Origin of the sequence: Streptomyces umbrinus (assembly GCF_030817415.1) — a bacterium.
GTDB classification, from domain to species: domain Bacteria; phylum Actinomycetota; class Actinomycetes; order Streptomycetales; family Streptomycetaceae; genus Streptomyces; species Streptomyces umbrinus_A.
Map to the genome: position 1 here is coordinate 5,294,282 of NZ_JAUSZI010000002.1, position 26,515 is coordinate 5,320,796.

General features: G+C 67.6%; 27 protein-coding genes. 13 read left to right on the forward strand and 14 right to left on the reverse strand.

The window, feature by feature from the left end; translation table 11 throughout:
- Positions 1–30: 30 nt before the first annotated feature.
- Positions 31–771 (reverse strand): GntR family transcriptional regulator, encoded by a 741-nt coding sequence (locus tag QF035_RS22965; protein ID WP_307522399.1) that lies wholly within the window; start codon positions 769–771, stop codon positions 31–33.
- Between the two features lie 80 nt (positions 772–851).
- On the opposite strand from QF035_RS22965, the gene QF035_RS22970 reads away from it, so the two are divergent.
- Positions 852–1,976, forward strand: coding sequence for a DUF1152 domain-containing protein (locus QF035_RS22970; protein WP_307522400.1), 1,125 nt, complete (start codon positions 852–854; stop codon positions 1,974–1,976).
- 108 nt (positions 1,977–2,084) lie between these two features.
- Positions 2,085–2,819 carry a hypothetical protein gene (locus QF035_RS22975; RefSeq protein ID WP_307522401.1) on the forward strand — a complete coding sequence of 245 codons (735 nt, stop codon included), beginning with the start codon at positions 2,085–2,087 and terminating at the stop codon, positions 2,817–2,819.
- Positions 2,820–2,859: 40 nt separating this feature from the next.
- On the opposite strand, the gene QF035_RS22980 is transcribed toward QF035_RS22975, so the two are convergent.
- Together QF035_RS22980 and QF035_RS22985 are read right to left on the reverse strand one after the other, a co-directional pair.
- Complete coding sequence (locus QF035_RS22980; RefSeq protein WP_307522402.1) at positions 2,860–4,518, reverse strand: IS481 family transposase; 1,659 nt, start codon at positions 4,516–4,518, stop codon at positions 2,860–2,862.
- Entirely contained in the window at positions 4,475–4,645 is a 171-nt protein-coding gene (locus tag QF035_RS22985; protein WP_307531348.1) for a helix-turn-helix domain-containing protein, read from the reverse strand. The genes QF035_RS22980 and QF035_RS22985 overlap by 44 nt, the downstream gene beginning before the upstream one ends.
- Before the next feature lie 183 nt (positions 4,646–4,828).
- Between QF035_RS22985 and QF035_RS22990 the strand changes: the two genes are divergently transcribed.
- Both QF035_RS22990 and QF035_RS22995 read left to right on the forward strand, forming a co-directional pair.
- Positions 4,829–6,037, forward strand: coding sequence for an ISAs1 family transposase (locus QF035_RS22990; RefSeq protein WP_307519909.1), 1,209 nt, complete (start codon positions 4,829–4,831; stop codon positions 6,035–6,037).
- Between the two features lie 1,383 nt (positions 6,038–7,420).
- Positions 7,421–7,807, forward strand: coding sequence for a hypothetical protein (locus QF035_RS22995; RefSeq protein WP_307522403.1), 387 nt, complete (start codon positions 7,421–7,423; stop codon positions 7,805–7,807).
- 399 nt (positions 7,808–8,206) lie between these two features.
- On the opposite strand, the gene QF035_RS23000 is transcribed toward QF035_RS22995, so the two are convergent.
- Complete coding sequence (locus QF035_RS23000; RefSeq protein ID WP_307522404.1) at positions 8,207–8,788, reverse strand: hypothetical protein; 582 nt, start codon at positions 8,786–8,788, stop codon at positions 8,207–8,209.
- Positions 8,789–9,024: 236 nt separating this feature from the next.
- Positions 9,025–9,399: a hypothetical protein gene (locus QF035_RS23005; protein ID WP_307522406.1), complete on the reverse strand. Its 375-nt coding sequence runs from the start codon at positions 9,397–9,399 to the stop codon at positions 9,025–9,027.
- 563 nt (positions 9,400–9,962) lie between these two features.
- Here QF035_RS23005 and QF035_RS23010 point away from each other — a divergent pair.
- Positions 9,963–10,400, forward strand: coding sequence for a hypothetical protein (locus QF035_RS23010; protein WP_307522407.1), 438 nt, complete (start codon positions 9,963–9,965; stop codon positions 10,398–10,400).
- Between the two features lie 286 nt (positions 10,401–10,686).
- The gene (locus QF035_RS23015) at positions 10,687–10,863 is read left to right on the forward strand and encodes a hypothetical protein (RefSeq protein WP_307522409.1); all 177 of its coding nucleotides are present in this window, start codon (positions 10,687–10,689) and stop codon (positions 10,861–10,863) included.
- A gap of 835 nt (positions 10,864–11,698) precedes the next feature.
- Here the strand turns inward: QF035_RS23015 and QF035_RS23020 are convergent.
- The 3 genes from QF035_RS23020 to QF035_RS23030 all read right to left on the reverse strand — a co-directional run bounded on the left by QF035_RS23020 (position 11,699) and on the right by QF035_RS23030 (position 14,014).
- On the reverse strand, positions 11,699–11,965 hold the full coding sequence (locus tag QF035_RS23020) for a DUF6959 family protein (RefSeq protein ID WP_307522410.1): 267 nt from the start codon (positions 11,963–11,965) through the stop codon (positions 11,699–11,701).
- A 365-nt stretch (positions 11,966–12,330) separates the two neighbouring features.
- Entirely contained in the window at positions 12,331–13,152 is an 822-nt protein-coding gene (locus QF035_RS23025; RefSeq protein ID WP_307522411.1) for a LamG domain-containing protein, read from the reverse strand.
- Positions 13,153–13,684: 532 nt separating this feature from the next.
- Positions 13,685–14,014, reverse strand: a complete 330-nt coding sequence (locus QF035_RS23030; protein WP_307522412.1) for a cytochrome P450 — start codon at positions 14,012–14,014, stop codon at positions 13,685–13,687.
- Positions 14,015–14,044: 30 nt separating this feature from the next.
- Between QF035_RS23030 and QF035_RS23035 the strand changes: the two genes are divergently transcribed.
- Complete coding sequence (locus tag QF035_RS23035) at positions 14,045–14,236, forward strand: hypothetical protein (RefSeq protein WP_373466703.1); 192 nt, start codon at positions 14,045–14,047, stop codon at positions 14,234–14,236.
- A 78-nt stretch (positions 14,237–14,314) separates the two neighbouring features.
- Here QF035_RS23035 and QF035_RS23040 read toward each other — a convergent pair whose 3' ends face one another.
- Positions 14,315–15,631, reverse strand: a complete 1,317-nt coding sequence (locus tag QF035_RS23040; protein ID WP_307522413.1) for a phosphatase PAP2 family protein — start codon at positions 15,629–15,631, stop codon at positions 14,315–14,317.
- A gap of 460 nt (positions 15,632–16,091) precedes the next feature.
- Positions 16,092–16,454: a DoxX family protein gene (locus QF035_RS23045; protein ID WP_307522414.1), complete on the reverse strand. Its 363-nt coding sequence runs from the start codon at positions 16,452–16,454 to the stop codon at positions 16,092–16,094.
- A 108-nt stretch (positions 16,455–16,562) separates the two neighbouring features.
- On the opposite strand from QF035_RS23045, the gene QF035_RS23050 reads away from it, so the two are divergent.
- The gene (locus QF035_RS23050) at positions 16,563–16,940 is read left to right on the forward strand and encodes a winged helix-turn-helix transcriptional regulator (protein WP_307522415.1); all 378 of its coding nucleotides are present in this window, start codon (positions 16,563–16,565) and stop codon (positions 16,938–16,940) included.
- A 188-nt stretch (positions 16,941–17,128) separates the two neighbouring features.
- Positions 17,129–17,413, forward strand: a complete 285-nt coding sequence (locus tag QF035_RS23055) for a hypothetical protein (protein ID WP_307522416.1) — start codon at positions 17,129–17,131, stop codon at positions 17,411–17,413.
- Positions 17,414–17,455: 42 nt separating this feature from the next.
- Here QF035_RS23055 and QF035_RS23060 read toward each other — a convergent pair whose 3' ends face one another.
- Together QF035_RS23060 and QF035_RS23065 are read right to left on the reverse strand one after the other, a co-directional pair.
- Positions 17,456–18,688, reverse strand: coding sequence for a DegT/DnrJ/EryC1/StrS family aminotransferase (locus tag QF035_RS23060; RefSeq protein WP_307522418.1), 1,233 nt, complete (start codon positions 18,686–18,688; stop codon positions 17,456–17,458).
- Positions 18,689–18,690: 2 nt separating this feature from the next.
- Entirely contained in the window at positions 18,691–19,920 is a 1,230-nt protein-coding gene (locus QF035_RS23065; protein ID WP_373466704.1) for a GNAT family N-acetyltransferase, read from the reverse strand.
- A gap of 319 nt (positions 19,921–20,239) precedes the next feature.
- Here QF035_RS23065 and QF035_RS23070 point away from each other — a divergent pair, with 319 nt between their 5' ends.
- The gene (locus QF035_RS23070) at positions 20,240–20,605 is read left to right on the forward strand and encodes a PH domain-containing protein (protein ID WP_055615870.1); all 366 of its coding nucleotides are present in this window, start codon (positions 20,240–20,242) and stop codon (positions 20,603–20,605) included.
- Here the strand turns inward: QF035_RS23070 and QF035_RS23075 are convergent.
- Positions 20,583–21,767 (reverse strand): MFS transporter, encoded by a 1,185-nt coding sequence (locus tag QF035_RS23075; RefSeq protein ID WP_307531353.1) that lies wholly within the window; start codon positions 21,765–21,767, stop codon positions 20,583–20,585. The genes QF035_RS23070 and QF035_RS23075 overlap by 23 nt on opposite strands.
- Before the next feature lie 110 nt (positions 21,768–21,877).
- Between QF035_RS23075 and QF035_RS23080 the strand changes: the two genes are divergently transcribed.
- The 3 genes from QF035_RS23080 (at position 21,878) to QF035_RS23090 (ending at position 24,414) form a co-directional block, all read left to right on the forward strand.
- On the forward strand, positions 21,878–22,885 hold the full coding sequence (locus tag QF035_RS23080) for a winged helix-turn-helix domain-containing protein (RefSeq protein WP_307522420.1): 1,008 nt from the start codon (positions 21,878–21,880) through the stop codon (positions 22,883–22,885).
- 9 nt (positions 22,886–22,894) lie between these two features.
- Complete coding sequence (locus tag QF035_RS23085; RefSeq protein ID WP_307522421.1) at positions 22,895–23,389, forward strand: glutathione peroxidase; 495 nt, start codon at positions 22,895–22,897, stop codon at positions 23,387–23,389.
- A gap of 125 nt (positions 23,390–23,514) precedes the next feature.
- Complete coding sequence (locus QF035_RS23090; RefSeq protein WP_307522422.1) at positions 23,515–24,414, forward strand: MerR family transcriptional regulator; 900 nt, start codon at positions 23,515–23,517, stop codon at positions 24,412–24,414.
- 81 nt (positions 24,415–24,495) lie between these two features.
- Here QF035_RS23090 and QF035_RS23095 read toward each other — a convergent pair whose 3' ends face one another.
- Positions 24,496–26,514, reverse strand: coding sequence for an MFS transporter (locus QF035_RS23095; protein WP_307522423.1), 2,019 nt, complete (start codon positions 26,512–26,514; stop codon positions 24,496–24,498).
- Between the last annotated feature and the right edge of the window lies 1 nt (position 26,515).

The following is a 26,515-nucleotide window of genomic DNA, read 5'->3' on the forward strand; positions in this document are numbered from 1 at the left end:
TGCAAGCGGTTCGGCGCAACTGCCGGGTTGTCAGGTGAGCGGGTAGCCCTGTTCGAAGGCCCAGCGGTGCGGGGGATAGGTGGCTTCGGCGAACTCCAACGGCCGGTCCTGAAGGTCGAAGACGACGTGGTGAACGATCAGAACGGCTGAACCGGCCTCCAGTTGAAGGTCCGACGCCTCTTCGTCGGTGGCACTCCGAGCGCACATACGGTCCTCGGCATAGCTGCCCTGGCGCCCCGTCATGTTCTCGACGTACATGAGCGTCCCCTCCTGGATCCGCTCAGGCTCCAGGAGCTTCGGCGCACGCTGGCCGACGTCAGGAGCGAACCACGAGGTAGACAGGGTGATCGGCCCGTCATGGTTGTTGGTCACTCGTCGCCGGTGCACGGCCCGACGATCCTTGACCAGCCCCAAGGCTTCGGCAACGTGATCCGGCGCATCCAGCCAACCGGCCGACGTGATCACCGCGTACTCGCCGGGCGTGTAGATCTTCCCGGTCTGCCGGGCCCGGCCGTACAGCTCACGCGCCCGCCGGTTGACCTCCAGGCTGCGCACGTACGTGCCCGATCCCTGGCGCTTCTCGACGAGCCCCTGATGGCTCAGCGCTTCCAACGACCGTGCGGCCGTGGGCCGGGACACCTTCCAGTCCGCCGCCAACTGCCGCTCCGAGGGCACCTCGTCCCCCGGCCGCAGGTCTCCCCGAAGGATCTGATCGCGGATGAAGTGCGCGATCTGGAGATACTTCGGCTGAGCCTCCTCGATCTGAGGCATTCACCCTCCTCGTCCAAGTGGCTATGGCCTCTAGCCACTATAGAGTGAGTGGTCAACCCTCGCCCCCGTACGCTTGCCGCATGAAGCGGTTGATCGTCGCAGCAGGAGGAGGGGGCGACGCAGTCGCCGCCGCCATGCTTGACGCTGCCCTCTACGGCGACGAGGACCAGGCGGTGATCCTCACGTACGCGTGGGACCGCCTCCTCATCGACCCGGTACCGGGCCCACGAGGACCGGACAACTTCACCGGCCTCGAACAGCTCACCCCCGCAGTCTGGACAGTGCCGGCGGACGCCCGCCCAATCGCTCCAGCCGGCTCCACACTCCCCCGTCTCGCAGCAGAGCTCCCGCACACCTTCGCCCTGATCTATCCTCACCACGGCGCCGAGGGCATCACGCGCCAACTCGAAGAGCTGATCAGCCACTTGTCACCGGAGTCGATCGATCTGCTCGACGTGGGGGGCGACATCCTCGCGCGGGGCGATGAGCCGACGCTCAAGAGCCCGCTCGCGGACGCCCTCACGCTTGCCGCGTGCTGCCAGGTGAACGCTTCGATCCGGCTGTTGGTCGCAGGCCCCGGCCTCGACGGGGAACTACCCCTCGACGACCTGCGCGGCATGCTCGGCCCCCTCGTCCACACCTTCACGGCGAAGGACGTCGAGCCGGTCAGCGCTGTCCTGGAGTGGCATCCGTCCGAGGCCACCGGCATGCTCGCCGCCACCGCCCGAGGCGTACGCGGCACCTGCGAAGTCCGGGACGCCGGCCTACCCGTCGCGCTCACGGATGGAGGCCCGACCGTCCACAAGGTCGACCTGGACGACGCCGTCACCCGCAACCAACTGGCACGCACCATCATGACGACCGAGACCCTCGACGAGGTCGAAGCCCACAGCCGCGAAGTCTGCGGATACTCAGAAATCGACTACGAGCGCAACAAGGCCGCATGGCTCAAGGACCAGCCACCCGCAGATCTGGTCCCGCAGACCGTGTTGGCCCAACTCGACCAGTTCGAGGGCGAAGCCCGGCGCCGCGGAGTCACCCACACAACATTCCGCCACCTCACCGAGGCCCTCAACCTCAACGGCTCCCAGCGCGAGGACCTGCGCCAACTGCTGATCAGTTCCCGCCCGGAGCAGTACAGCGCGCCGCTGTGGCACATCGGAGACCAAGCGTCGAATCTCAGCAGAGGTTATGGCGCTCGGTGACCCTCAAGGCTTGATCGGTATGGACTCTGCCCAAGTTGCTGCTGTCAGTCTCCGAAGTTGCGTACTCGATGTCCGTCGAAACGGCAGACTCGGGAGATGCATTGGGGCATGAGTGATGACGAAACGACACTGCCGGACGACCTTCAGTGGCCGGATAGCTACCCTGAGGATCCAGTTGTGCGTCGGTACCGGCAACCCGCTCGGACCGTTTCAGAAGTTGCAGAGCAAGGCGTTCTGCTGTCTATCTGTCTGAGGTTGGTGAGCGGATCTCCCGAGCCATCCGATGTGACGGAGTGGCTCAACCAAGCTTCGCGGGTTAGTGAACCCAATGGTCACAAGCGCGAGACCATGCTGAACGAACTCCAGAGCCACCTCAAGCAAAGAGGACCTGCTTGGAAGCAGGTGGCACAGCACGAGATCTTCCGCAGAGACATAACTACTCTTGACCAGCACATGCCGGAATGGCTGGGGACGGCAGCGACCGTCACGGTCACTGCCACTGTGCTGCCATTCATGCAATCACTGGCCACTCAGGCTGGAGCGCGGATGTTCGAGGTGGCAAGGGCTTACCGAGAGCGCTACATCCGCCATCGCATCTCGGTTGGCAGCGCCGTGGATCAGGCCAGATGGCACAGCTCTCACAAGATCACTGTGCAAGATACAGAGAGCGGCGTCAGCTTCGTCATGCCCGACCACCTGCCCAACGACGCGTTGCAAGCTCTGGCTACTGCTGACCTTCTCGGACTGGCCGCCGCAGACCCGGACGGTGGCAAAGTCGTCATCTACTGGGACGCTCAGATGCGCGAATGGCGACGCAAAGTCAGCATGTCTAGTCCCAGTTGATGCCCGACGTTCTGGTCCCAGCTGATGCTTGACGGTGGGCCTAGACAACATCGGAACCTTCGTAGGGTTTGTTCGCTTTCACGTTGCGGACCGGGACGTCGGTGGTGCGCTGGATGACGCGGACCTGCCCGTCCAGCTCGACGGTGATCGTCGACTCCGCGACATGCACGGTCGCGGTCTGGCCGGTATACGTCCGGCCGAGGGAGACGACCTGCCGGCAGATCATGACCGTGCCCGTCGCACTCACCCGCCGCTGCACGCGGACCGGCTCCACGCTCGGCCTTGGCGGTGGTCCCGCGGGCCTCAGACCGCGCAGACGCTGAACTTCGTCGGGGCTGAGCGGGCTGGGCCGCACCCGCAGCAGCTCCCGGGAGGACGGATCGAAGAACGACAGCGTCTCGTCATCGATCCGGATGCCCACCTGGCGGCCGCCCAGGATCTCCGCCGCCAGCACCTGATGCCCGCCCAGGCCTACCAGCCCGCTGTTGTTCACCACCCGCTCCACCTCGAACGCGGCCGCATCACCGGCCGGCAGCGGAGACGACCCGGCCGCACGTCCGCCCCGGGCCGCCAGCACCGCAAGATCAGAGACGGACAGATGCGAACGCACGGTCTTGATCCGCGTCCCGGCGACCAGCAGATGGATCACCGAGGTGTCGGCCCAGAACGTCACTGTCAGCCCTGAACGGGCCGGACCGAGCCAGAACTGTTTACCCGCGACCTGCAGATTCCCGCTCGCAGGCACCACCCGCTCGAACTCCACCGGCCCACCGCTCTCCACCGGCACCGCCTCAGGCCGGACGGGAGCAAGCTCCGCTTCGGCCGGACCCGACACCACAGCAGGAGCCGTCCGCTGCTGCGGCACCAGCGCCAGCACGCCAGGCACCCGCACCCCCAGCACGCCCCGCTCCTGCTCGGGAACAGGCGTGAACCGGTCCGCCGGCGACTGCATGTCCAACGCCTGGTGCGGACGCACACAGTTGTACTCCCGCACCCACGCGTCCAGCGCCGTCTGAGCCGCCCCAAGGCTCTCGAACGCACCGCAGTCGTCGAGGAGTTCGCGCCGCAGCGTCTGATGGAACCGCTCGACCTTGCCCGTCGTGGTCGGCGACGCCGGCTGCGTCAGCCGGTGCGCGATCCCGTTCTCCCGACAGATCCGGTCGAACAACACCTCACCCCCTGCCCGAACCGGTCGGTGAACTGCTTGCCGTTGTCGGTGCACCCCGAACGCCCGCAAGGCCCGCGCGAACGCCGCACACACCGCCCGCCCGGTCGCCCGCTCGACCACCGACGCGATCACGCAGCACCGGGAGTGATCATCCACACCGGTCACGACCTTCGCCTCGGACAACTCCCCGGTCAGCGGGTCGACCAGCATCACCCCGCCGACAATGTCCATCTGCCACAACTGCATCGGCCCATCCCGCTGCCAGCGCTTGTAATCCGACCGCTTCCGGCGCCGCACCCCCGGCTCCACCAGCCCATGCCGCACCAGGATCCGATACACCGTCATCCTCGACGGCACCGGACTCACCGCCCCGGAACGCTCCAGCACATGAGCGATCCGCCGCGGACCCCACCGAGGATGCTCACGCCGCAGCTCACACACCGCCGACTCCACCTCCGCAGAAGCCTGATGCGGACACGAGGCCGGCCTACGCGACCGGTCCGCCAAACCCGCCAAGGCCCGAGGCCTCATAGCGCGACCTCCACCCGCTCACCGTCTGCCGCGAAACACCCAGCTGAGCGGCGATCTCCGTCACCGTCGCACCCGCCAGCACCGCAAGCACAGCCCGGTATCTCTGCTCGACAACCGACAACTCCACCAGAGCCAATCCCGGCCTCCCGCCACAGGGCGGTTGCAAGTTCCGGGGGCGTGCGGCTGGTCGGGCTGTGACCGGTTGGGGTGCATAACAGGGCAGGCACGGGCTTCGTGATCATTGTGGTGTCTAAGCCCGATGATCATGAGGTGGCCCGTGCCTGCCGCTGTATCTTCTCCCATTCCCGCCGTGTTGGTGAAGCTGGGTCCGTTGGATGCCGGTCGGGTCGCTGACCTGCGCCTCTACTTCGACTCGGTGCCCGACCCGCGCTCCCGGCGGGGCCGGTGGTACTCGCTGACATCGATCCTGCTGGTGTGTGCCTGCGCGGTCGTCTCGGGAGCGAGGAGCATCGACGAACTCGCCGAGTGGGGCCAGCGTGCTTCGAACGCACTGCTGACAGTCATCGGGATCCGGCGCCACCTGCTCAGATGGCGGCGCACTCCGTCGCCGGCCACGATCGGCCGTGTGCTGGGGGCTGTTGACGGTGACGCCCTGGACCGGGCGGTGGGCGCCTACCTGGCCGACCGGCATCGCGCTGCCACCGAGCCCGACCAGGCGCCGTCGCCGTCCGCGTCCGGGCGGCCGCGCGTGATCGCTGTCGACGGCAAAGCACTCAAGGGATCAGCCCGTCTCACCGCGACGCGCCGGCATCTGCTCTCCGCGGTCACTCACGGCACCGTCGTGACCCTCGCCCAGGTGGAGGTCGGCGCGAAGACGAACGAAACCACACACTTCCAACCGCTCCTGGCACCGCTGGACCTGGCCGGCACCGTCGTCACCTTCGACGCCCTGCACTCGGTCAAGACGAACATCTCCTGGCTGGTCGAGGCCAAGAAGGCCCACTACATCGCCGTGATCAAGACCAACCAGCCGACCGCCCACAGCCAGCTCGCGGCCCTGCCGTGGCGGGACATCGCCGTCCAGCACACCGCCTCCGCCTCCGGGCACGGCAGGCGCGAGTCCCGCTCGATCAAGACCTGCGCCGTCGCGGACGAACTCGGCGGGATCGCCTTTCCCCACGCCCGCCTGGCCATCCGCGTCCACCGCCGCCGCAAGCAGACCGGCAAGCGCGAGACCCGTGAGAGTGTCTACGCCGTCACCAGCCTCGACGCCCACCAAGCCCGCCCCTCCGAACTGGCCACCGCGATTCGCGGGCACTGGGGAGTGGAGAACTCCTCGCACCACATCAGGGATGTCACCTTCGCCGAGGACGCCTCCACCGTCCACGCCGGAACCGCACCACGGGCCATGGCGACCCTCCGCAACCTCGCCATCGGCGTGCTGAAAACCCTCGGAGCCGACAACATCGCCAAGACCACCCGGGCGATCCGCGACGAACCCCAACGAGCACTCCCCATCCTGGGCATCACCAACGATCCGGACACCTACGGAACTTGATCAAGCCCTGCTCCCGCCACGCGCCGAAACAACGCGCACAGCAAAGCCGATCACGGCCACCGTCAACCATCAGCTGGGATCGAAGTGTCAAGCATCTACCGGGACCGGACAACAAGCGCCTCATCCCAGCGGGATAGAACTTTCCCTACTTCATCAAGCCCCGGCTGCGCTCCGCTCCGCCGGGCGCGCTTCCCGGCTCTGGCTGCGCCCGCGCTCCTGCCTTCGGCCCGCGCTGCGGGCGCTGCGCCGACGCGCCCACGGGTAGATAGGCCGGTCTGATGAGTGGCGATCACCGCACGAACGCAGCCGCGGTCACAGAGATGCCTCCGGCGGGGGCGCTCCGACTCCGGGATGGAGGGGGCGCCATTCGCGAGTGCCAGCCGAGTGTGGCGTGCGCGCGGAGCTTCCATCCCGTCCACCGCCAACCCAGGCAGAGCCGAGCAGCCGTGGCCCAGGGCGTCAAGGTCGTTCGTACAGTGGCGCGCTCCACCTTGACGCCCTGAACCACGCCCGCTCCACGGTGTGTGGGTCGACGGCGGACGGGATGGAAGCGGGGGAGGGTGGTGGGTTGAGGGGCGGAGGCTGGGTGGCGGGGATGCGCTCCGTTGATCCGTAGTGCAGTGACCGGGCGTGAGTAGAGAGTAAAGAATGCGGTCGGCAACCGGGTTTTTTCTCACGTGGATTTGGAGTGATCGCGGAACGTCCATCAAGGTGGGGTCGATGCACCAAGTGCGCGTTTCACATGAAACAGCACTGCATGTCCAACTTCCGTGAGATGGAACGGAGTTGGGCATCTCATTTGTCAGTGTGGTGCGTCATCCTGGGCTTGACCCGACAGCAGTAGGGACGCACCCGAGCACTTTGGCGAGAGACGGGTGCGCCCCCTGAAGAGAACCAAGGAGAAACACAACGTGCCCTCTCTGATCCCTAGCACCCTGCTCCTGCATGGCAGCGATGGCGCTACTCACACTGTCCCACGACCCACCGACAACGCCCGATGGTTGTCGATCATGACTGTCGTCGGCTGTGTGATCGGCACCGAGTCCGTCACTGGTGTACTCGACTCGGCGACTCAGTTGGTCACAGTGATCATCCTGCTGATTCTCGTCCGGGCGCACCCGTGCTGGGGCCGTACTCCTAATCACAGGATCGGTCAAGTAGGCCACTGATGTCTGACATCACCGGCTGACACCAACAGCGGCGGTCGACCATGAATACCAGCGGACAACCCACCGAGGCACAGACCGGGTTGACCGACGTCGCCGACTCCCACTGATCGACCTGATAAGGATGAGGCCACCTGGTCAAATCCTGTGCCCAACCGAGGGCACCGTCCTCGACCTATGGACGGCGCCCCGATGGGCTCCTGTCCGGGAGGAACTCATGGCAGAACCGATTCACTACACGAGCTTCCCTGGCTTCGACGGCACCAGCCTGGAGGACAGCTTCGTCCTGGAGATCCAGGCAACACCAGGCCGACTGAACATCACGCTGGACCTCATGATCGGGTGGGCCCATCCGTCATACCGGGACCCACTCGAAGGTGAGGTTGCCTGCTTCCGTAAGGCCGTGATCGAGTTTCCCGCGGTTCAGGAACTTACCTGGACCCGCCAGAGCAGCATCAGGCCGGCAGTGGATGCCATCGGTGAGCAGGACTGGGGCGGGATCGATGCGCTGCGACAACTCGGGACTGTCTACCAACTCGAAGGCGACTGGGGAGCGATCGAGGTCGCGTCTCAGGAGCCGATCGTGCGGATCATCGGCAGTTGATCTGCGGTACAGCAGAGAACTACAGCAACCGTGGCGACCGCAGGCGACCGGCACGAACCATTGCCACCCCCGTGACCAGGCCGGAAGACCTCAGCGACCTCCCCGCCCGTAGTTCGCATCGAGGGGCACACTGGTCCGGTCGACGACTTGACTCGATCATGGGACCGTACCGACCGCGCGGCTGACTGCGGGTTCCAAAAAGGGTGAGGCAATAGGAAGTTCCTTGAACGCGACGCCAGAGCTTCCAGTAAAGAACTTCCGAGAGTTTGGCGAAATTCATCACTCAAGCACGAGGCGCCCTGGACGGCGATAGGGGTAGCCGACGCCGTTGAGTACGAGGCGGTCAAGCTGGGAAAGGGCCGTAGGAGGCACGCCGCGGCCCGGATCGCGATAGCAACCTCACCGCAAAAAGAATACGCCGATAGTTACTGCAGTTGCAGCTATGAGAAATGCTGCCCCGATGAGGCCCATAAGGACTCTGCGGCGCTGAACTGTCCTCGTGGATCCATCAATTACCTTCGTGTCAATGATGTAATCATGAACCGCGAGGTGGGGCTCTCCTTCCGGGAGTGCGGTAAAGGTCACCACCTGTCGCCTTTTCATCAACTCTGGCCCAAAGGGGATGACGGTTCCCTGGGGACGGATAATTTTGAGCGTCCGACCCGTCATCGATGTTAGATCGATCACGGGAGTGCTCAGCTCGAACGTGAGCGGCTTCCCCTGATCAAAGTAGTCACTAGCCACTTCATGTCGGCCCGTGTTCGTCAGGGATACAACCAGTACGTGCGGGTTCTGCAGGACGACGCAATTATGAGTGACGACAATCCGACCAGAAGAAATGGAGCCTTGGTTTATAAGCGGGACGCGGCTCAGTATTCGGTAGGAAATTTGACGCTTTAGCGGGAGGATTGCCTCTCTCGCGTAATAGATCCCTATCGCCCCAAGTATGAGAGTGCATGCAAGAGCGATAATATCGACCATTGCACTTCATCCCTCCCCGGAACGCTGCAGTGATCACGAGAACGTTCCACTAGCCCAGATCACCAACGACCTCCGCAGCTGTGGACTATTCGTGGACAGGTCACGGGGCATCGGTCCGCTGCGGCGGGCTGACCAGTTGCGACGCATCGGACCGAAGGGCCCTGCAGAGCCGCTCGCTCACGATCCGCCGCTGGTTTCCCAGGAGCGACCCTACTGGTCGCGGCTGCGGTTCCAGTTCACGTCAGCGGCCACAGCTGCATGCGGCGGCGACTTGTTGGATCCCTGCCCTCACGCCAGGCAACGACCATCACGGCTTCACGTGCATCCATTTGGACCGCTGGAACAGAGAAACGCAGCTCGGCACCGGGAGGAATCTCGCTCCACTGCCGGATGTGGTGCGACGGCCGGAAGTGCCCCCGTGGCGTTGCCCACCCAACAGACACCCCAACACGGTATCCGCTCATGTAACCAAGGTTGCTCAACGTGAACTCGCCCCGAGCGTCGCCAGATCTCACCGTTAGCCTGATCGCCGGATTCTCCAGGCGGCCCCGCCAGTAGTGAGCTCCTTCGGTGGCCAGCACGCCGACGAGCACGCCGATCACAGCGGTCACGACTTCTCCCCAGCCCATGGGCTGTTGGTACCGCCCATCTACCCCGCCCACACTCTCCAGGTCTGATCAGGATGAGGACGGTGCTCGGCCCTGGTCTCCAAGTGCGGCTGTCGACCCGTGCCACAGCTGTGCCACATCGTGCGGTCAACCACGGCGCGTGGCAGTCGAGATGTACCGCTGACCTAGTGGCTCTCGGTACCTGGAGCGACCTGTGTGCTCTAGTCCATCCGAACCGCCAGGCTTACAAGGCGAATGCCACTGGTCCTGTAGGCCTCTCGTGGAGTGTCATTCGCCCCTCTGGCCGGATCGCTCCCTTGTGGGCACTTCGTGTACGTGTCAAACAGTTGAGAGGCGGGGTGACCGGGGGAGGGGGACGCTGGATGTCTGGTGACGATCGGGTTGTGCCTTCGGATTGGGCGGGGGAGCGGTTCGGGCAACATGCCGGCAGGCTCGCAGCGGCGGTTCCGGTGCAACTGGCCAGAGCCCACACGCGGGCTCACGCCGTGCACCTCACAGCCCGGCTGAAAAAGCGAAGCCCCTACGGCGCCACCCTGGCGGAGGCCGTGCGCGAGAACCTGGCGGATGCGGCGCGGGAGCTGGAGGAAGCTGTGCGGGACGTACGTGGGTATGAGTACGCCGTCATCAACGACCACGCGCTCTTCCCCTTCAAGTACGCCGACCGTCCGAAGCCTCTTGATCGTGCACGGTTGGCTTCCGACGCTTCCCCTACACGCCGCCGGATGCTCTTGGGGCACGGGCCGAAGCTCCCAGAAGGCCTCTTTCCCCTCGATGACGACCTGACGACAGAGGAGTACGAGGAGCTGCACGAGACGTTCGAGGCGCTCGGAGCCTCCACCAGGCTCGTCTGTCTGTTCTTCACGGCCGACCCGGAGAACGGCATCCATGCCATCCACTGGGGAGACGCGCATCTCGAACCGGACCGAACCTTCACCTGGCTCTACAGCGAACAGCTCCCGGTTGCTCCCCAGCCGCTTGAGTGACGGCTCGGGGCGGGCGTGACGTGTGTCGCATCGGCTCACGGGGGCGCTCGCTCAGGCCGTCCCTGGGCCGTGCGAGGCCGCGCAGCAGCGACCGACAGCGACAACCAGTGACAGGTCAGCTACCGGCGCGGTCGGTAAACGTCCAGGTCACGGACCCTCGGCCATACGGGTTTCCCCCCAGGGGTTGCCGTCGGGCAAGATGGGGTGTTTCTCTCCGTCGGGTTGGATCAGGGTACTTATCGCCGAGTAGGTCCATGAAGGTAGTTGTCTTCAGTAAGGTCCCCGTATGGAGCAGCACCGCGAACTCATCAACGGCCAGTTGATCCGCACCCAACGGGTCCTCTACGGCACTGATGCCAACCTCCGTGCTGCCAGCATCAGGACGCGCGACGTGACCTCTATGGACTGGTACCGCATCCCGGACGCGGACCGTGCGCCCCCTTGCACCCGCCGTCGTGGCTAACTGTCATCGGCCGAGGTTCAGACGGGACGCATCGAGGAGGCCAGTCGTCAGCCGAGTACGGCAGAGCTGGGCCGTCCCTGGGCCGTCCGAAGCCGCCCAACAGTGGCCAATGACGACCACCAGGCGCACGAGCCCACCGCCCCTGACCAGCAAAAACTCAGCTCACCAAGATCCCTGAAATGACCCAGGGCAAGAAGAATCTTCCTGACGCAGTAGAGCGTCTAAGACCGGTGGGAGGTTCTCGGTTGCAGGTCATCTCGCATGACCTTTTGTAGAGTTTCCAACTCCTGGAAGAACGGTTGCCTTACTGCTTCGTATTCTTCAGATTCCGGCCGAAGAGGCTGCGCGGCGAGGAGTTCCCGAATGGAGCGGAGATTTCGATAAACTGGCAAAGCGGCTTGATATATGTGATCGGGAGAAACAATAGCCAACTCCCGCAGCACAGCTTTCGAGTCACTATTTTGAGGGTCACTGTGGAAGGCATCGTGAACCCCTTGCCGCCGGACATCATCTGACTGCTCGCGGAATGCAGCCATTATCATGCGACTATGCGTCTGTGCCAGAGATGTCAAGAAGCGCGCATACACAACGCGTTTCGTCTCATTCCAGTACCGGTCTTGTTCTCTGCGCGACCGCACGAGGTCGGCGACGAGAGTCGTCCCGACGCCGAAGACCGCTCCGATGGCTGCAACCGCGAGAGTCCCCAACTCCATGGATACAGCGTACGTTTCTCGCTACTTGGGAACCAGAGGTCACGACGTCGGCCGTTCGCCCAGCTCACCGCCTGAAGGGGGCCGCAAATGATCACAGCATCCCAAGCTGATGGCCCGACAGCTCAGTACGGCCGCGGAATCTCGTGCTCTCCCAACGCAGCCTCGTGCCGTGCCAGCAGAGCATCCAGGTTCGCCAGAAGAAGGTCGGCGCAGTCCCGAACTTCAGCCAAGTCGCCTCGCTCGCATGCCTCCACCACCTCGGCCACGTCGCTCCGGAGGATGTGAAGGGAGTCACCCTGCATCAGGACCCCGGGGAACCGTCTGCCGGGCATGCGAACCACGGCGTCGTTGCCAACAGATGTGAACAGCTCGGCCTCAATACGCTCCATCGCACCATCAACCTGACATCACCAGCTGACATCAACGACCGTGGACGCAGGCAGCCTTGAGCGATCGCACACGCCATATCGGTTGGACCGCGAGGGCCGTATGAGAGCCGCTCGATCGAACTCCTAAAGCTGGTGTCGCAGGTTCGAATCCTGCCGGGGGCACAACGGTCAAAGGCCCCGGACCGATCATGGTCCGGGGCCTTTGGCATCAGCGAGCCACAGCGGTCGGCGGCAGCCAATGGCGACCATCAGCCGCACGGGCTGCCGCTTCTGGACAGGGGAAACTCGACTCACCAGCCCCGTGTAGAACCCGGGCATTTCGGGTGATCTTCACGACCTATGGATCCGGCCGGCCCATCTGGAACTCAGAGGTCAGGGAGTCCCGTCAGGGAGGCCATCTGGCTGATCATCGTCGGGTTCGCGGCGCCGGAGTAGGCGCGCACCTCGTCCACGGTGCCCTGGAAGTACTCACCGTGGATCGCCGAGCGGCCCACCTGAAGACCGCCCGAGGCCGTCCACGAGGTCGTGTCCACGGCAGTCGACGTGTTGGCCAGCTGCCCGTTCACATAAAAACGGAGCTCATGAGCAGGGGCGTCGAATACGACGGCCAAGTGGTCGCCCACGCCCTGAGGATGGTCATCGGGCAGAGCCTGCTCCTCGGTGATGACCACCTGCGGAGCATTCGCCTTGTCCTTGGTGGACACCACGACTTCCCATTTTCCGCTTGCCGCCTGGTACCGGATCGCGATGCGGTCGGCGTCGGAGCCCGGGAGTGACAGGGCGGTCTGTGTCCTGTCGTCGGCTGCGATCAAGCGAGCGCGGGCAGCGAGAGTGAAGCTCCCGTCCCCGCCGACCGGTGCCGCGGATGTCGCCACCCAGTCACCGTCGCCGTCAAGCCTGAGATCGCCCTGGTCAACCAGTGCGGGATCTCCGAAGATGTCCTCGTTGTGGTAGATCCACGCATCGCCGTTCAACGTCAGCGGCAGACCCTCGGGCTCCACATTGGGAGCGATTCCGCCGGGCGCCTCCTCCAAGGGCCAGTAGCCCTCCCGACTCAGCGACGTCTCTTCAGCCCGGGCTTCGTGCCCCTGGCCGACCGCGTAGGCGGCGCCAGAGAGCGCACCGAGTGTGAACACGAGCGCGACGGCGCCTGACGCCACAAACGCGGCGCGGTATCTGTCGTACATGCCCCCCCTTTAAAGAACCTGGTCAAGATCCGTAGTGATCCTCCAGTCTCACTACCTTCAAGCGCAAGGAGTTCCGACCGTGCAGATCACGTTTCGGCCCAGCCTCAAGGCAACCGAGTACGACCAGGCAGAGCGACCGCGCTGAGCTGTGGGACGGAGCAGGCGGAGGCAGCAACCATCACAGCCAGGCCCGACCGCCGCTCCGCTCCAGGTCAGCGCACATCAGCTCACACGCGGATGTCTCAGGTTCGGATCCTGCCCGGGGCACCGGGCAAAAGGCGGCCCCGGACCGATCACGGTCCTGGGCCTCTGACATCCGCTTCTCACATCAACGAGCGCGGTCACTCACAACCAGCGCCTCTGGAACAGCCGGCCCATGTGGCCAGTGGCTCCGCGCCGCGTGTCCCGCACGACGAACCTCCAGCCTGCGCGCATACGGCCTCAGCCCCCAGCCGACCATGTCGAGCCTCAGCCGATGGCTGACGAGTCGGCAGGCACGACCGCAGCCCAGCCGCATTCGTCGCCCAGGGGCCTACCAAGCCACCGGAAGAGCCCGAAGCCCATAAACGATGTTGTTCTCGTTGTACGTGAGTTGGGCCGAGGGCACCGCGAGCCGAAGTGTGGGCAGGCGGTGGAGCAGGGTCGTGAGGATGGTTTGGAGTCCTACTCGGGCCAGGGTCTGGCCCAGGCACTGGTGGGTTCCGTAGCCGAAGGCGACGTGGCGGCGGGCGTCGCGGGTGACGTCGAGGGCTGTTGGGGCGGTGCCGTTGTCGGTCGTGAACAGGTTCTCGTCGCGGTTGGCGGTGGAGAGCATGCAGATGACGCCGACGCCGGCGGGGATCGTCACGCCGCCCACCGTCACGGGCTCCGTGGCCGCGCGGCCCAGGCCCAGGTGGATGATCGTGAGGAAGCGGTTCCCGACGTCGAGACCGTCATCGACCGCGTCGTCTCCCCCCTGATGTACCGCATCCTCTTCCGCCCCGACGGGCTCGACGCCGCCTACGCCCGTCACCTCGTCGCAGGGATCCCCGGCGCGACCGGTCGGCGACGGGGCGACAGGGCGACCGACCCGCTGAAGGGCTGACCCGCCGAGCCGTCATCAGCCGCTATCGGCTGGTATCGCCCGCCTCCGCCCGCACCCCACAACCAAGTGCGACACAGCTCAGACCAGTTCAGGTTGCCGTTCCGGTTGTCGTGACGGGGTGGTGCTCGGCTCCCACTGTGCGGTGGTCCTCGCGTAGCCGTAGATCACCGACGTCATCGCCAGGACGAGAAGTGGTCCGTACAGCCACGGGTGCCGGGCCATCTCCAGCGGCAGGTAGCGGTAGGACGTCAGGAGTGCGGCGAAGACGGTGGTGCCGTAGGCGACCAGTTGGAGTCCCGGTCGGTCCCAGCCGCGGTCGGATGAGCGGAGGGCTGCCTCGATCGTGAGGGTGAACACCACGCCTGCGATGAGGTCCACGCCGTAGTGGTAGCCGAAGCCGAGCGTGGCGCCGAGCGTGGCCACCAGCCAGAACGTTCCTGCGAATCGCAGGAACCGCGGGCCCTTCCGGGAGTGGATGAAGATCGCGGTGGCCCAAGCCGTGTGCAGGCTGGGCATGCAGTTGCGTGGGGTGATCTCGTCGAACGGCATGGGGTGCGGGGTGCTGATCGGCGGCAGCGTCTGCGGCCACAGGTCGGCCACCGCCCATTGCCCGCTGGGCGGCGCTTCCGGCCACAGGCCGACCGACGACCAGTGCTCGACGCCCGTGCCGTAGGCGAAGACCGGTCCGACCACCGGGAAGATCATGTAGACGGAGGGCCCGAGGAGGCCGATCAACAGGAACGTACGCACCAGATGGTGGCGCGGGAAGCGGCGCTCGACCGCCACGTTGCGCAGTTGGTACAGCGCGACGACGACCGCGGCCACCGCGAGCTGGCCGTAGACGATGTTGAGGAGATTCGAGCCGATCGGGCCGGTGGCCGCGACCATCCGGCCCACCAGCCACGACGGGTCGCCCAGTGCGTGATCGGCGGTCGCCACGTACTGGTCGAGCACCCCTGGGCGGGTCCTGGAGGTGATGAGCAGCCAGGTGTCGCCGGTCTTGCGGCCGGCCACCAGCAGCAGGCCCATCCCGACGCCCTTCAGCAGCAGGACGCGTTCCGGGCCGGTACGGCGGGTGACGGCGACGACCGCGCCGCCCAGGATCACCCACAACGCGCCGTTTCCGAAGGGGTGGCCGTCGGTCACCCTGGCGTCCGCCGCCCACCGGACCGCCGAGAAGACGATGTCGACACCGATCGCGGCGCCGGCGGCGATGAACCGTTGCCGCCAGGTGAGTACCACCATCATCAACGCCATACCGGCGTACAGCAGAAAGCCGGATTTGGGGGCGAATATCGCCTCTCGCGCCTGATTGGTGATCGGCCCCGGCGCGCCGTAATGCCGTGCGGCGATCTCCAGCGCGACCAGGAATCCGACGCCCACGACAGCCGCCACGACCCAGAGTCCCGCCCGTGACCGGCGCCGCGCGGAGAACGTAATTCCGCGTCTTATTCGCGAGAAGTCCCGCGATGTTATGTATCTCAAGTTTCAGCCGATTTAATAGATTTTGGTCAAAGGTCGAAGTGGGTTTCGCTCGCCGCCTTCCAGTCGTGGCCGCTCCCTCCCTGATGGAGAACAGCCGCCCGACGGGGGAAGACGGAAAGATTACGGTCCGGGTTCCGGACAACCGCAAACGACCTCGCCCAGGGCCTGCCACTGAAGTGATTTCGCATCTGGTGTCGGGCAGGGAATGCGGATGGTGTTGCGTGCAGGGGACCCGGACACCATCGGCGGATACACGCTGGGCGAGTCCACGAACGGGACCAGGACATCACCGCGGGCACCGACCTGCTGACCGCGGTGATCCACCGCCTCATGTCGGGCGCTCTGGACTGAGCCCGCACCGATCACGGACTCACCACGTCGTGGCCAGCCACGCGGCCACCCCCGCGAGGGCGATGAGGCCGACGTTGAGGCCGGTCTCCTTCACCTCTCCCCGGGACAGATGCAGGGCGGTCGCCAGGATCTGGAGTACGAGGAAGCCGAGTGCGGCGAATATCGCGAGGGCGGGGGCCGTCCCCGTGAGCGGCGGCAGTACGAGGCCGGCGGCGCCGAGGATCTCGATGGTTCCGATGCCCCGGACCGCGCCCATCGGAACCGTGTCCACCCAGCCCATCATGGGCGCCAGTCGCTCCTTGCTCTGCGCGACCTTCTTGCCACCCGCGTACAGGTGGAAGGCGGCGAGGAGTCCGGCGACGATCCAGTAGGCGATCTCCATGTTCTGCGTCCTCCGTCATGGTTACCACTTGTAAGTAGGCACATGGTCGGTGACTATCGAGACCCTTACAAAAGGCACACCGGTGTGCGTTGCGAACAGGGGACGCCGATGTCGAAGTACCGCAGGAGCTGTCTCATCCGGGGCGACGGCGGCCGTGCGATCCGGGGCATCCTGGACCGCATCGGCGACAAGTGGACGCTGCTGGTGGTGGCCACCCTCGACGGCGAACGCATGCGCTTCACCGAGCTCCAGCAGCGCATCCCCGGCATCTCGCAGCGCATGCTGACCCGCACGGTCCGGCATCTGGAGCGCGACGGCCTCGTGTCCCGCACGGCGTTCGCGGAGGTCCCGCCACGCGTCGAGTACGAACTCACCGCGATGGGCCGGACGTTGATCGAGCCCGCCGTGGCCCTGGCCGAGTGGGCCGTCGACAACAACCCCGACATCGAGCGGAACCAGACGGCGTACGACACGGAGCGCCCCTGAGACCTCGCGTCCCTGAGACCCAGTGTGCGGAACCGGAACGGGAGGGCTCCGATGGGGGCTTCGGCGTGGGACTACTACGTGCCCTACCAGGAGGATCTGGACGCGGCGCTGCAACAGCTGCGGCGGGACGTGTTCGAGGCAGGGAAGTACTACTGGGTCAACGCGAACGGGAGCCGCGTCCACGGACGTTGGAGGAGCTGTGGGCGGACGAGCTGGTCCGGGAGACCGGCACTCACTCGAACCTGGACGTCTTCCAGGTGGTGGGGCCTGACGACACCCCGGACTACGACACCGTGGAACCCGTGACGGCCGAGGAGGCACGCGAGTTGCTGGGGACGGACCGGCCGACCCGTGCGCACGTCAAGGACTTCGGCGCCTTCCCCCGGTCGCGGTGGGTAGGCCGTTGCGCGGTGCTGCACAACGACCGGGGAAAGCCCGAGGAGATCTATTTCTGGGGCCACTCGGGCGACTGATTCCGGTGCCGCTCGGGCGACTGAGAGCCGTTCACCGGCCGTTCACTGGCCGAGCGGCGCCGGTGGTGTGGCGTCCGGGACGGCGGCGGTCGGGGCCGGTGGGTGCGCGGTTTTCGTCCGTTCTTTCGTGAGGGCGGCCGTGATGGTACGGGCCAGGAGGGGATCGGCCGGGAGGACGTGGGAGGCGAACCAACGGGCGGACGAGGGGTCGGGGGACGGTTCGACGAACTCCGCGCCCGCGTAGTCGTCGAGCGGCGGATCGTAGATGTAGCCAGCGACCACTCCGTGCCTCACCAGGCGCTGCACGAGGGAGTCGCGGTCGTGGACCAGGAGCGGGACCCGGAAGAGCGGGAGCGGGCCACCCCGTGCCGCGCGGTCGCGGAGTGCCGGTGAGGCCCAGGCCGTGCCCGAGAGGACGCTGACGCCCGCTCGCCGGCGGGTGAGGTTCTCGTCGAGCAGCGCCATCCGGAGCTTCAACTGTCCACGTACCAGGGTTCCGTGGCGGGTCCGGAAGTCGTGGAGGTCGACGCGTATCCATGGCTCGTACGCGGTCAGGCTCGGCGCCTGAAGTGCACTGACGGCGAGCCGGGGCGCGTGCAGGGCCATGCGGAAGTCGTCGCGTTCGAGGAGGCCGAGGCGTTGCATCGTCCGCCAGGCCGGGCGCACCAGGTGCAGGGTGCGGACGGCCGAACGCGCCAGTGGGCGCAGGGCCGTGGCCAGGTCTCCGGCCAGGCGGCCCGGAACCAGGAGGTCGTCGCGCAGCAGCTCCAGTTCCCGGCGGGTGCGCGCGTCCTCCACGGCCAGGAAGCCGCCCGCCATCGCCGCCACGTGCTTGGAGAGGCTGAAGGCCGCCGCCGTTCCGAACGTCCCGATCGGCCGGCCGTCCAGGTGCGTGCCGATCGCGTGCGCGGCGTCCTCGATCAGGGGTATCCCCAACTCCTCGCAGCGCAGGCGCAGTTCGACGACCCGGTCCGGCATGCCGTACAGGTTCGTGGTGAGGACGGCGTCCACACTGCGCCACGTCGACTCCGGTACCGCGGCCGGGTCGATGTTGCCGTCCCAGACCGACACGGGGGCCAGCACCGGGCGCAGTCCGGCCGCGAGGACCACGAAGAGGATCACGTCGTCGTTCACCGGTGACATCAGTACCCGCGCGCCCGGCCGGCACCAGCGCCGCAGTGCCAGGTACAGGGCCAGGCGTGCCGAGGGCGTGTACACGCACTCCCGTCCGAGCCGGCGTGCCATCGTCGCGGCGAGCCGCGATCCGTACGGCATCGTCACCTCTCCCGCCGCGGGGCCGCGGGGCCCTGCGCGTTCGCGTTCCGCTGTTGGACGGCAGTGCCCTGCGGGTTCGCGGTGCCCCGCCGGTCCGCGTTCCGTCGCGGGGCAGTGCCGGAGCCCGTGCCCGTGCCGGATCCCATACGGCCCGTCGTACGCAGCGTGCCGACCGTCTTCAGCAGCCGGTCGGCCGGTTCCCGCAGCCGCGGGTGGGCCAGGACCGTGTTCCGCAGCCCGCGCACCGGCCTGCGCCACAGCCGGTGGGCCGTGGCCACCGGGTGGGGGCGGACCGCGAAGCCCTCGCCGACGCGCAGTTCGCGGGTCTTGAGCCAGTCCTTCCACTCCTTGTCGCCGCGCCCCAGGTCCATGAGCCGCACGCCGTCCCGGCCGGCGGCCTCGGCCATGCGGAGGTGCATGATCAGGCCGGGCGAGTAGTAGTGGAGGTCGGGGTCGTACGCGGTGAACCACGGCGCGAACACCGTGCGCGACCTCGGCCCGAAGTGCGCGGCCACCGGCCGGTCCCCCGCGTACACCACGGACAGCACACCGGTGAAGTGCTCCTCGCGGACCTGGAACAGCTGGTCCACGAGCTCCACGATCCACGGCCGCGCGAACCGGTCCATCCGTCCCGTCCTGCGGTACTGGGCGGACTTCCATCGCATGAGCGTGCGCAGCGCCCCCGGATCGCGCTCGTCGAAGACGAACCGCATCTCGCCCAGGTCGCGCGCCAGCCTGCGTTCCTTCTTCAGCGTCGTCTTGGCCAGCCCCGGGTACGCGCCGCGCAGCCACTCCGCGTAGCCCGCGTCGTCGCCGTCCTTCAGGTCGATGGCCGGTGAGGCGAACGTCCCCGTGACGTACGCCCCGAAGGGCTTCTGCTCCTCGACGAGGTGGTCGAACTCGAAGACCGAGAGACCGCAGGCCCGCAGCAGTTCCCGGGTGTCCCAGGTGACGCCGGGCCGGTGCACGAGGGCCTGGGCGTCGGAGAGACCGAGCCCGATGGCCCGGCCGACCCCTAAGGCGTTGCGCTCGTACGGGAGGAAGCCGACGGCTTCTTCGCGCTCGTGCAGGACCGCCACCCGCGCCCCGCCGCGGTGCCGGCCGATCCCCGCCGCGAACTCCGGTGCCAGGAAGGGGTTCGCGTAGTCCGGTGACTCGTCCATCGCGCGGTGCCAGGCCCGGCGCAGTGGGATGCTCAGTTCCTCGGGTCTGTGGATCGTGATGGTGCTCATGGACCGCACGGGCGCCCCCCATTCCCCCATGACGCGCTCTCCGCGTCCTCCCCCCGCCTCGAACTGTTCGGCGGGGCTCAAACGTCGCGAAACAGTACGCACGCTGTCAAGGGTGGTGTGAGTAATGGAAGCGTCACGGATCGGACTGCCCCGTCCGCACCCGGTCCGCACCCGGGACGAGCCGCCGCCGGCCACCACCCGCCTCAGGTGAATCGATGCCCTGATTGCCCTACAGTGAGAGGATCTTGTGACATCACGATCCGGTCCGCACGTGACCGGTTCCGCACATCCGGTTCCACACATCCAACGGGGGCACACCATGGCGCTGTTCGGAAACGCGCACACCATCGATCCGGCGAAGGCCCAGCACGACTACGCGCGGCTGCTCGGGCAGGACGAGCAGGTGTACGCGGCGTACCTGCTGATACGCGACACCATCCTCTTCACCGACCGCCGTCTCATCCTGGTCGACAAGCAGGGCATCACCGGCAAGAAGACGGAGTACCACTCCGTCCCCTACCGCAGCATCACCCACTTCTCCGTCGAGACCGCGGGCCACTTCGACCTCGACGCCGAGCTGAAGATCTGGATCTCCGGCACCCCGGCGCCGATCGAGAAGACCTTCACCAAGGGCGTGGACATCTACGAAGTGCAGGCGATCCTCACGCAGTTCGTGGCGCGCTAGCCGCGCGGGGTGCGGGGCGCAGTCCCGGTGCCAGGCTCACCGTCACGGCGATCGACGCCAGCGCGATCACCGTCATCGCCGTGCCCGGTGACGTCAGTTGGGCCGTCGCGCCCGCCAGGGCCGCTCCCACCCCCTGCATCGTCAGCATTCCGGACGAGTGCAACCCCAGTGCGTGGCCGGACAGTTCGGGCGGGGTCACGGCCATGAGGCGCTCCTGCTGCAGAAGGCTCGCCGCGAAGCCGGCCGAGGCCAGGGTGGCGAGGGCGGCCGCCAGGAAGGGCCCCGGGCGCAGGACGAACAGCACGTACGGGGCCGCCAGCAGCAGAAGCAGCGGTACGCCCAGTCGCGGGCGCAGGCGAGGCGACACGAAGCGGGCCACCGCCACGTCGCCGGCCAGCATGCCCAGGGCCGCGCAGGCGAAGAGCAGGCCCGCGTGGTCGGGGGCGTACGAGACATAGAGGGACTCGCAGCCGACGATCAGGCCGTTGGGGATCCACAGCGCCAGGAACAGGTGGCGGCGGGGGCGGGAGGCGAGCAGGGCCGCGTTCGTGCGCCGGGTCTCGCGCACCGACGGGCGGCCCGTGGCTCTCGGCGAGCGGGGGGTCAGGGCGAGGCGGGACACCACGGCGGCCGTCGCGTACAGGGCAGCCGCCGTGAGGAGCGTGCCGCGCGGGGACAGGAACGCGATGAGTACGCCTCCGGTCGCGAACCCCGCGACCTGGGTGATCCCGTTCGTCATGTTGAAGGCCGAGCGGCCGAGGATGTAGCCGTCCTCCCGCAGGATCTCGTTCAGCAGGCCCCAGCGGACCCCGCCGCCCAGGGACGCCACCAGGCCCAGTACGAGGATCAGGGCGAAGATCCCCCACAGGGGCGGCGGGGCCGCGAGTGCCGCCGTACCCGCCGCGAACGCCAGCGCGGTGCCCGTCAGCGTGGCTCGCGGCGGCAGCCGGTCGGCCGCCGACAGGAGCGTGGTCGCGCCCAGCACCTGGGCCAGTGACGGACCGAACATGCTCAGGGCCGACAGCAGGGGCGAGTCCGTGGCCCGGTAGACCAGCGTGCCGAGCGCGAGGCCGCTCATCGTCTGGGCGGCCACCTGTGCCGAGGAGGCCAGGAAGAGGGGGGTGAACTCCGGGGTGCGGAAGAGGGACCGGTACGACGTCATGGGCATGCCCGGAGTCTCGGACCGGCTCCGGAACGGCCGGTAGAGTTTCGCGCCTGCGCGAAACAGACAGCGCACCGGACAAGCGGACAGACACCGGGGAGGCCGCCGACATGGGCTGGTGGCAGGTCAACGCCGACACCCTCGCGGGCAGCCGGTTCGTGCTCTCGCCGCTCGCCGAGACCTTCGCCTGTCTGAAGGCGCTGCGGGCGGGGACGGCCGCGCACCCGGGCGAGCGGGCCTGGCTGGAGGCCCACCTGCCGGACCACAACCGACAGCTGGCCGCCGATCCCGTCACCGCCGCCCTCGTCCGGGCCGGGCTCGGTCCTGAGTGGATCGCCGACTTCCTCACGCCCACCCCACGCGGCGAGGAGGACTTCGACACCGAGGTCGCCCGAGTGCGCGGAACGTCTCCCGAGGCCGCCCGTGCCCACCTCTCCGTGGCCCTGCGCGGCCCGCTCCCCCGCATCCTCCAGGACCGCGACGACCTCCCCGGCCGCGCCGCCGACCTGCTCACCCACGTCTGGACCGAGGCCGTACGCCCCTACTGGCCCCGTCGCCGTCGCGTGCTCGAAGCCGATGTCGTCGCCCGCACCGCCCAGTTGAGCCAGGGCGGCTGGGCGGCGGCCCTCGACGCGATGCGGCCGGGCATGCGCTGGCTCGGCGAGAACCGGCTGCAGATCAACCTCCACGAGTACCCGCCCCGCGAGATCTCCGGCGCCGAGCTCATCTTCGTACCCGTGACACCGCAGCGGCAGGGCTGGGTGTCGTGGGAGGAGCCGGACCGGTACGCGGTGGTGTACCCGTGCTCGGGCGCGCTCGCGGACACCGGGCCGACGGCCGCGGGCGCCCCCGAGAGCCTCAGCCGGTTGCTCGGGGCAGCGCGGGCGGGCGTCCTCGTCCTGCTCGACTCCCCCATGAGCACGAGCCAGGTGGTGGCCGTCACCGGCCAGGGGCTCGGCTCGGTCGGCCGCCATCTCAAGGTCCTGCTCGACGCCCGGCTCGTCGAGCGGCGGCGCTCCGGGCGGTCGGTCCTCTACTACCGCACCCCCGCGGGCGAGGTTCTCGTCGGGGTCCAGGATGACCGGGGCGCCGCCCGTGCCCCGTCGGACCGGAGTTAGCATCCGCTTATGACTACTGACTCAGTTCTCGACGTCGACATCGATGCCCTGCAGGGCGGTTCCGCGGACCTCGGCCAGTACAAGGGCCAGGCCGTACTCATCGTCAACGTGGCCTCCAAGTGCGGGCTCACCCCCCAGTACGGGGGCCTGGAGCGACTGCAGGAGCGGTACGCGGCACAGGGCTTCACCGTGCTCGGCGTGCCCTGCAACCAGTTCATGGGCCAGGAGCCCGGCACGTCCGAGGAGATCGCGGAGTTCTGCTCGGCGACGTACGGCGTGACCTTCCCGATGACCGAGAAGGTCGACGTGAACGGGGAAGCACGGCACGCGCTCTACGAGCGGCTCACCGGTTTCGCGGACGGCGAGGGGCACAGCGGCGACATCCGCTGGAACTTCGAGAAGTTCCTGATCGGCCGGGACGGCACGGTGGTCGCCCGCTTCTCGCCGCAGACCGAGCCGGAGTCGGCCGAGGTCGTGGCGGCCGTGGAGGCACTGGTCGCCTGACGCGGCGGCTCCCACCGGTTGCCGTCGCCCGACCCGGCTGCTCCCGTCGGTTGACCTTGCCCCTGGGGCAAGGAGCACCGTCCTCCCCGCCGGGCGGCAGTCGCCCGGTGACGGAGGATGGGCCCGTGGAACCCGTGACCAGCACGACCGACGCGTTGCCCCCGGCCGAGGGCCTGCTCACGATCGGCGCGTTCGCCGCCCGTGCGCGGCTCTCGCCGAAGGCACTGCGGCTGTACGACCGGCTGGGCCTGCTGCGCCCCGCGCACGTCGACGACACGACCGGCTACCGCTACTACCGCGCCGCCCAGGTCGAACGCGCCCGCCTGGTCTTCCTGCTGCGCGGACTCGACATGCCGCTCGCCCGGATCGCCGAGGTCGTGGAGCGCCAGGAGACCGACGGGCAGGCGGCCGCGGACCTCGTGACCGCCTACTGGGCGGACGTCGAGGAGCGCCTCGCCGGGCAGCGGACACTCGCGCACTACCTCCGTGGACGGCTTTCCGGAAGGAGTTCCGAGTTGTACGCGACATTCGAGGTCCACACCGTGGACGTACCGGAGCAGTGGGTCATCACCGAGAAGCGGCACACCCTCGTGGAGGAGCTGCCCGTCTGGATCCCGGCGTCGCTGGGCCGGCTGGAGGCGGCGGCGAAGGAGTGCGGCGGCACGACGGGCGCGCCCTTCGTCGTCTACCACTCCGAGGTCTCCCAGGAGAGCGACGGCCCCGTAGAGTCCTGCGTCCCCGTGGCCGACCCGGAGGCCGCCCGCACCTGGGCCGGCCGGCACGCCCGAGCCTGGAACACAACGGCCCGCCTGGAACCCGCCCACCGCCTCGCCTACACCCGCATAACCAAGGCCCAGGTGGCAAACCCCCAGATCCACGCCGCCTACGAGGCAGTGGAATCCTGGCTGACCGAACAAGGCCACACCTGCGCAGGCCCCTGCCGAGAGATCTACTTCACCGACTGGGACGACTCGGGCCCGGAGGACGAGGTGTGCGACATCGCCTTCCCAATCCACCCAGGCTGACGAGGGCGCCCCTTTAGGGGCGCGGGGAACTGCGCGACCAGCCACAACGAACCCGCACCCGACATCGAACCCGCGGAAGCGTTACCCACTGCTCCCGCGGACGGCCTCCCTCATCTCCTCAGGACACCCCGTCCCCCGGGGCAACTGATAAGGCGCAGCCAACCGATACGTGCCGGCCCGCGGAGCGAGCAGCTCCGTCCACTTGTCCCCGTTGACATCCTTCTCCGTCTCCATCAGACACCCGTTGACGTTCTCGTACGCCTTCGGCATCTCGTCGTCGTCCTCCCGCAGCCGCTTCGACTCCTCGGTCTCCTGGGGCGGCTTGACGCTCTTTCCCTCCGCGTCGACGAGCCCGAGCCACGGCGAGTACGGGATCCGGATGAGCACCCGCCCCGCCCGCTTCACCTCGATGGTCAGCTCACCCTGCTCGGCCCGGTCGACGACGGCGGGCGGGTCGGCCATCGGGGTGGGGTCGGTGACCTGGAAGAGCTGCCAGTTGGCGTCGCCCCAGACCTGCTTCAGATACGGCATCCCGCGCTGCACGAGCTCCCGCTCGCGCTCACCGCCGTCGCCGTCGGGCTCGCCCTTGGGGACGACGACGAAGTGGACGGCCCAGCGCCGCAGCCACTCGTGGTAGTTCGCGGAGTTGAGGGTGTCGTCGTAGAAGAGGGGGTTGCGCTCCATGTCCGCCTGACGGTTCCAGCCGCGGGCGAGGTTGACGTACGGGGCGAGGGCGGACGCCTCCCGGTGGGAGCGGGCCGGTACGACCTCGACGCGGCCCTTCTCGGCACCGGCGACCTGGAGCTGGTTGACGAGCGGGGCCAGTTCGCGGGCCCAGGACGCCGCCGGCGTCGTATGCACTATGTCGTCGACGGCCTTGAAGCCGATCCAGGCGTTCATGCCCACGAAGGTGACGACGATCGCGTACCACTTGCGCGAGCGCGGCACCGTGAAGGGCAGCGCGGCGATCAGCACGACCCCCGCCAGGAGCATGGGCAGGCGGCTGATGTTGGAGCCGATCTGCGAGCTGATCAGCCAGACGAGGAGGACGGAGAGGCCGTACACGGCCGCCGTGATCCGGACGGTCTTCCACTCCTTGGGGACGAGGAGGAAGACGAACACCGAGTACGAGAACGGCAGCAGGACCGACGCCCACAGCATCGGCTGCGTACCGGAGAAGGGGAACAGCCACGCGGAGACGCCGACGACGGCGGCGGGCGCGAGGCCGAGCGCGTACGCGCCCGGGCGGCGCTTCTGCAGGAAGAGCGCCACCGCGACGAAGCCCACGAACAGTCCGGCCACGGGTGACGCGGCGGTCGCGAGCGCGGCGAGGGGGGCCGCGCACAGGGCCTTGGCCCAGCGTTTGTAGCGCCAGCGGTACGGCCAGCAGAAGACGACGGCGGTCGCGCCGAGCGCGAACACCATGCCGAGGCCGAAGGTCACGCGTCCCGAGGCCGCGTTGCACAGCAGCGCGAACACTCCGGCGAGCGACGGCCACACCGGGTTCCGTACGGCCCTGGTGCGCATCAGGATCAGCGTGAGCAGCCCGGCGGAGATCGTCCCCGCGATCATCAGCGTCGTACGCACGCCGAGCACGGCCATCAGATACGGCGACACCACGCTGTACGACACCGGGTGCATCCCGCCGTACCAGGCCAGGTTGTACGCCGAACCCGGGTTCCGCCCGACGAACTCGGCCCACGCGTCCTGCGCCGCGAGGTCGCCCCCGCTGTTCGCGAACGTGAAGAACCAGATGACGTGGAGGACGCCGGAGAGTGCGGTGGCGAGGGTCGCGGGGTGCCGAAGGAAGCGGTGGAGACGAGTGGTCTCGTGAACGCCGTCGGGGTCCGCGCGGTGCTCGCCGTCCTCGCCGTCCTCGGAGTCGGAGGCGTCGGGGAGTTCGGCGGACCCGGAGGTCTCCGGAACAACCTCGGCCGACTCGGAGAAGTCGGAGGAGTGGGAGGCCTCAGAAGCGTCAGAGGCGTCAGAGACGTCGTCCGATCCGGGGCGTTCAGCGTTCCGCGTACGCAGGCGTATTCGCTGGCCGGCTTCTTGGCCCGGCTCGGCGTCGTCGGCGTGCGTCGGCTCCGCTGTCGCCACG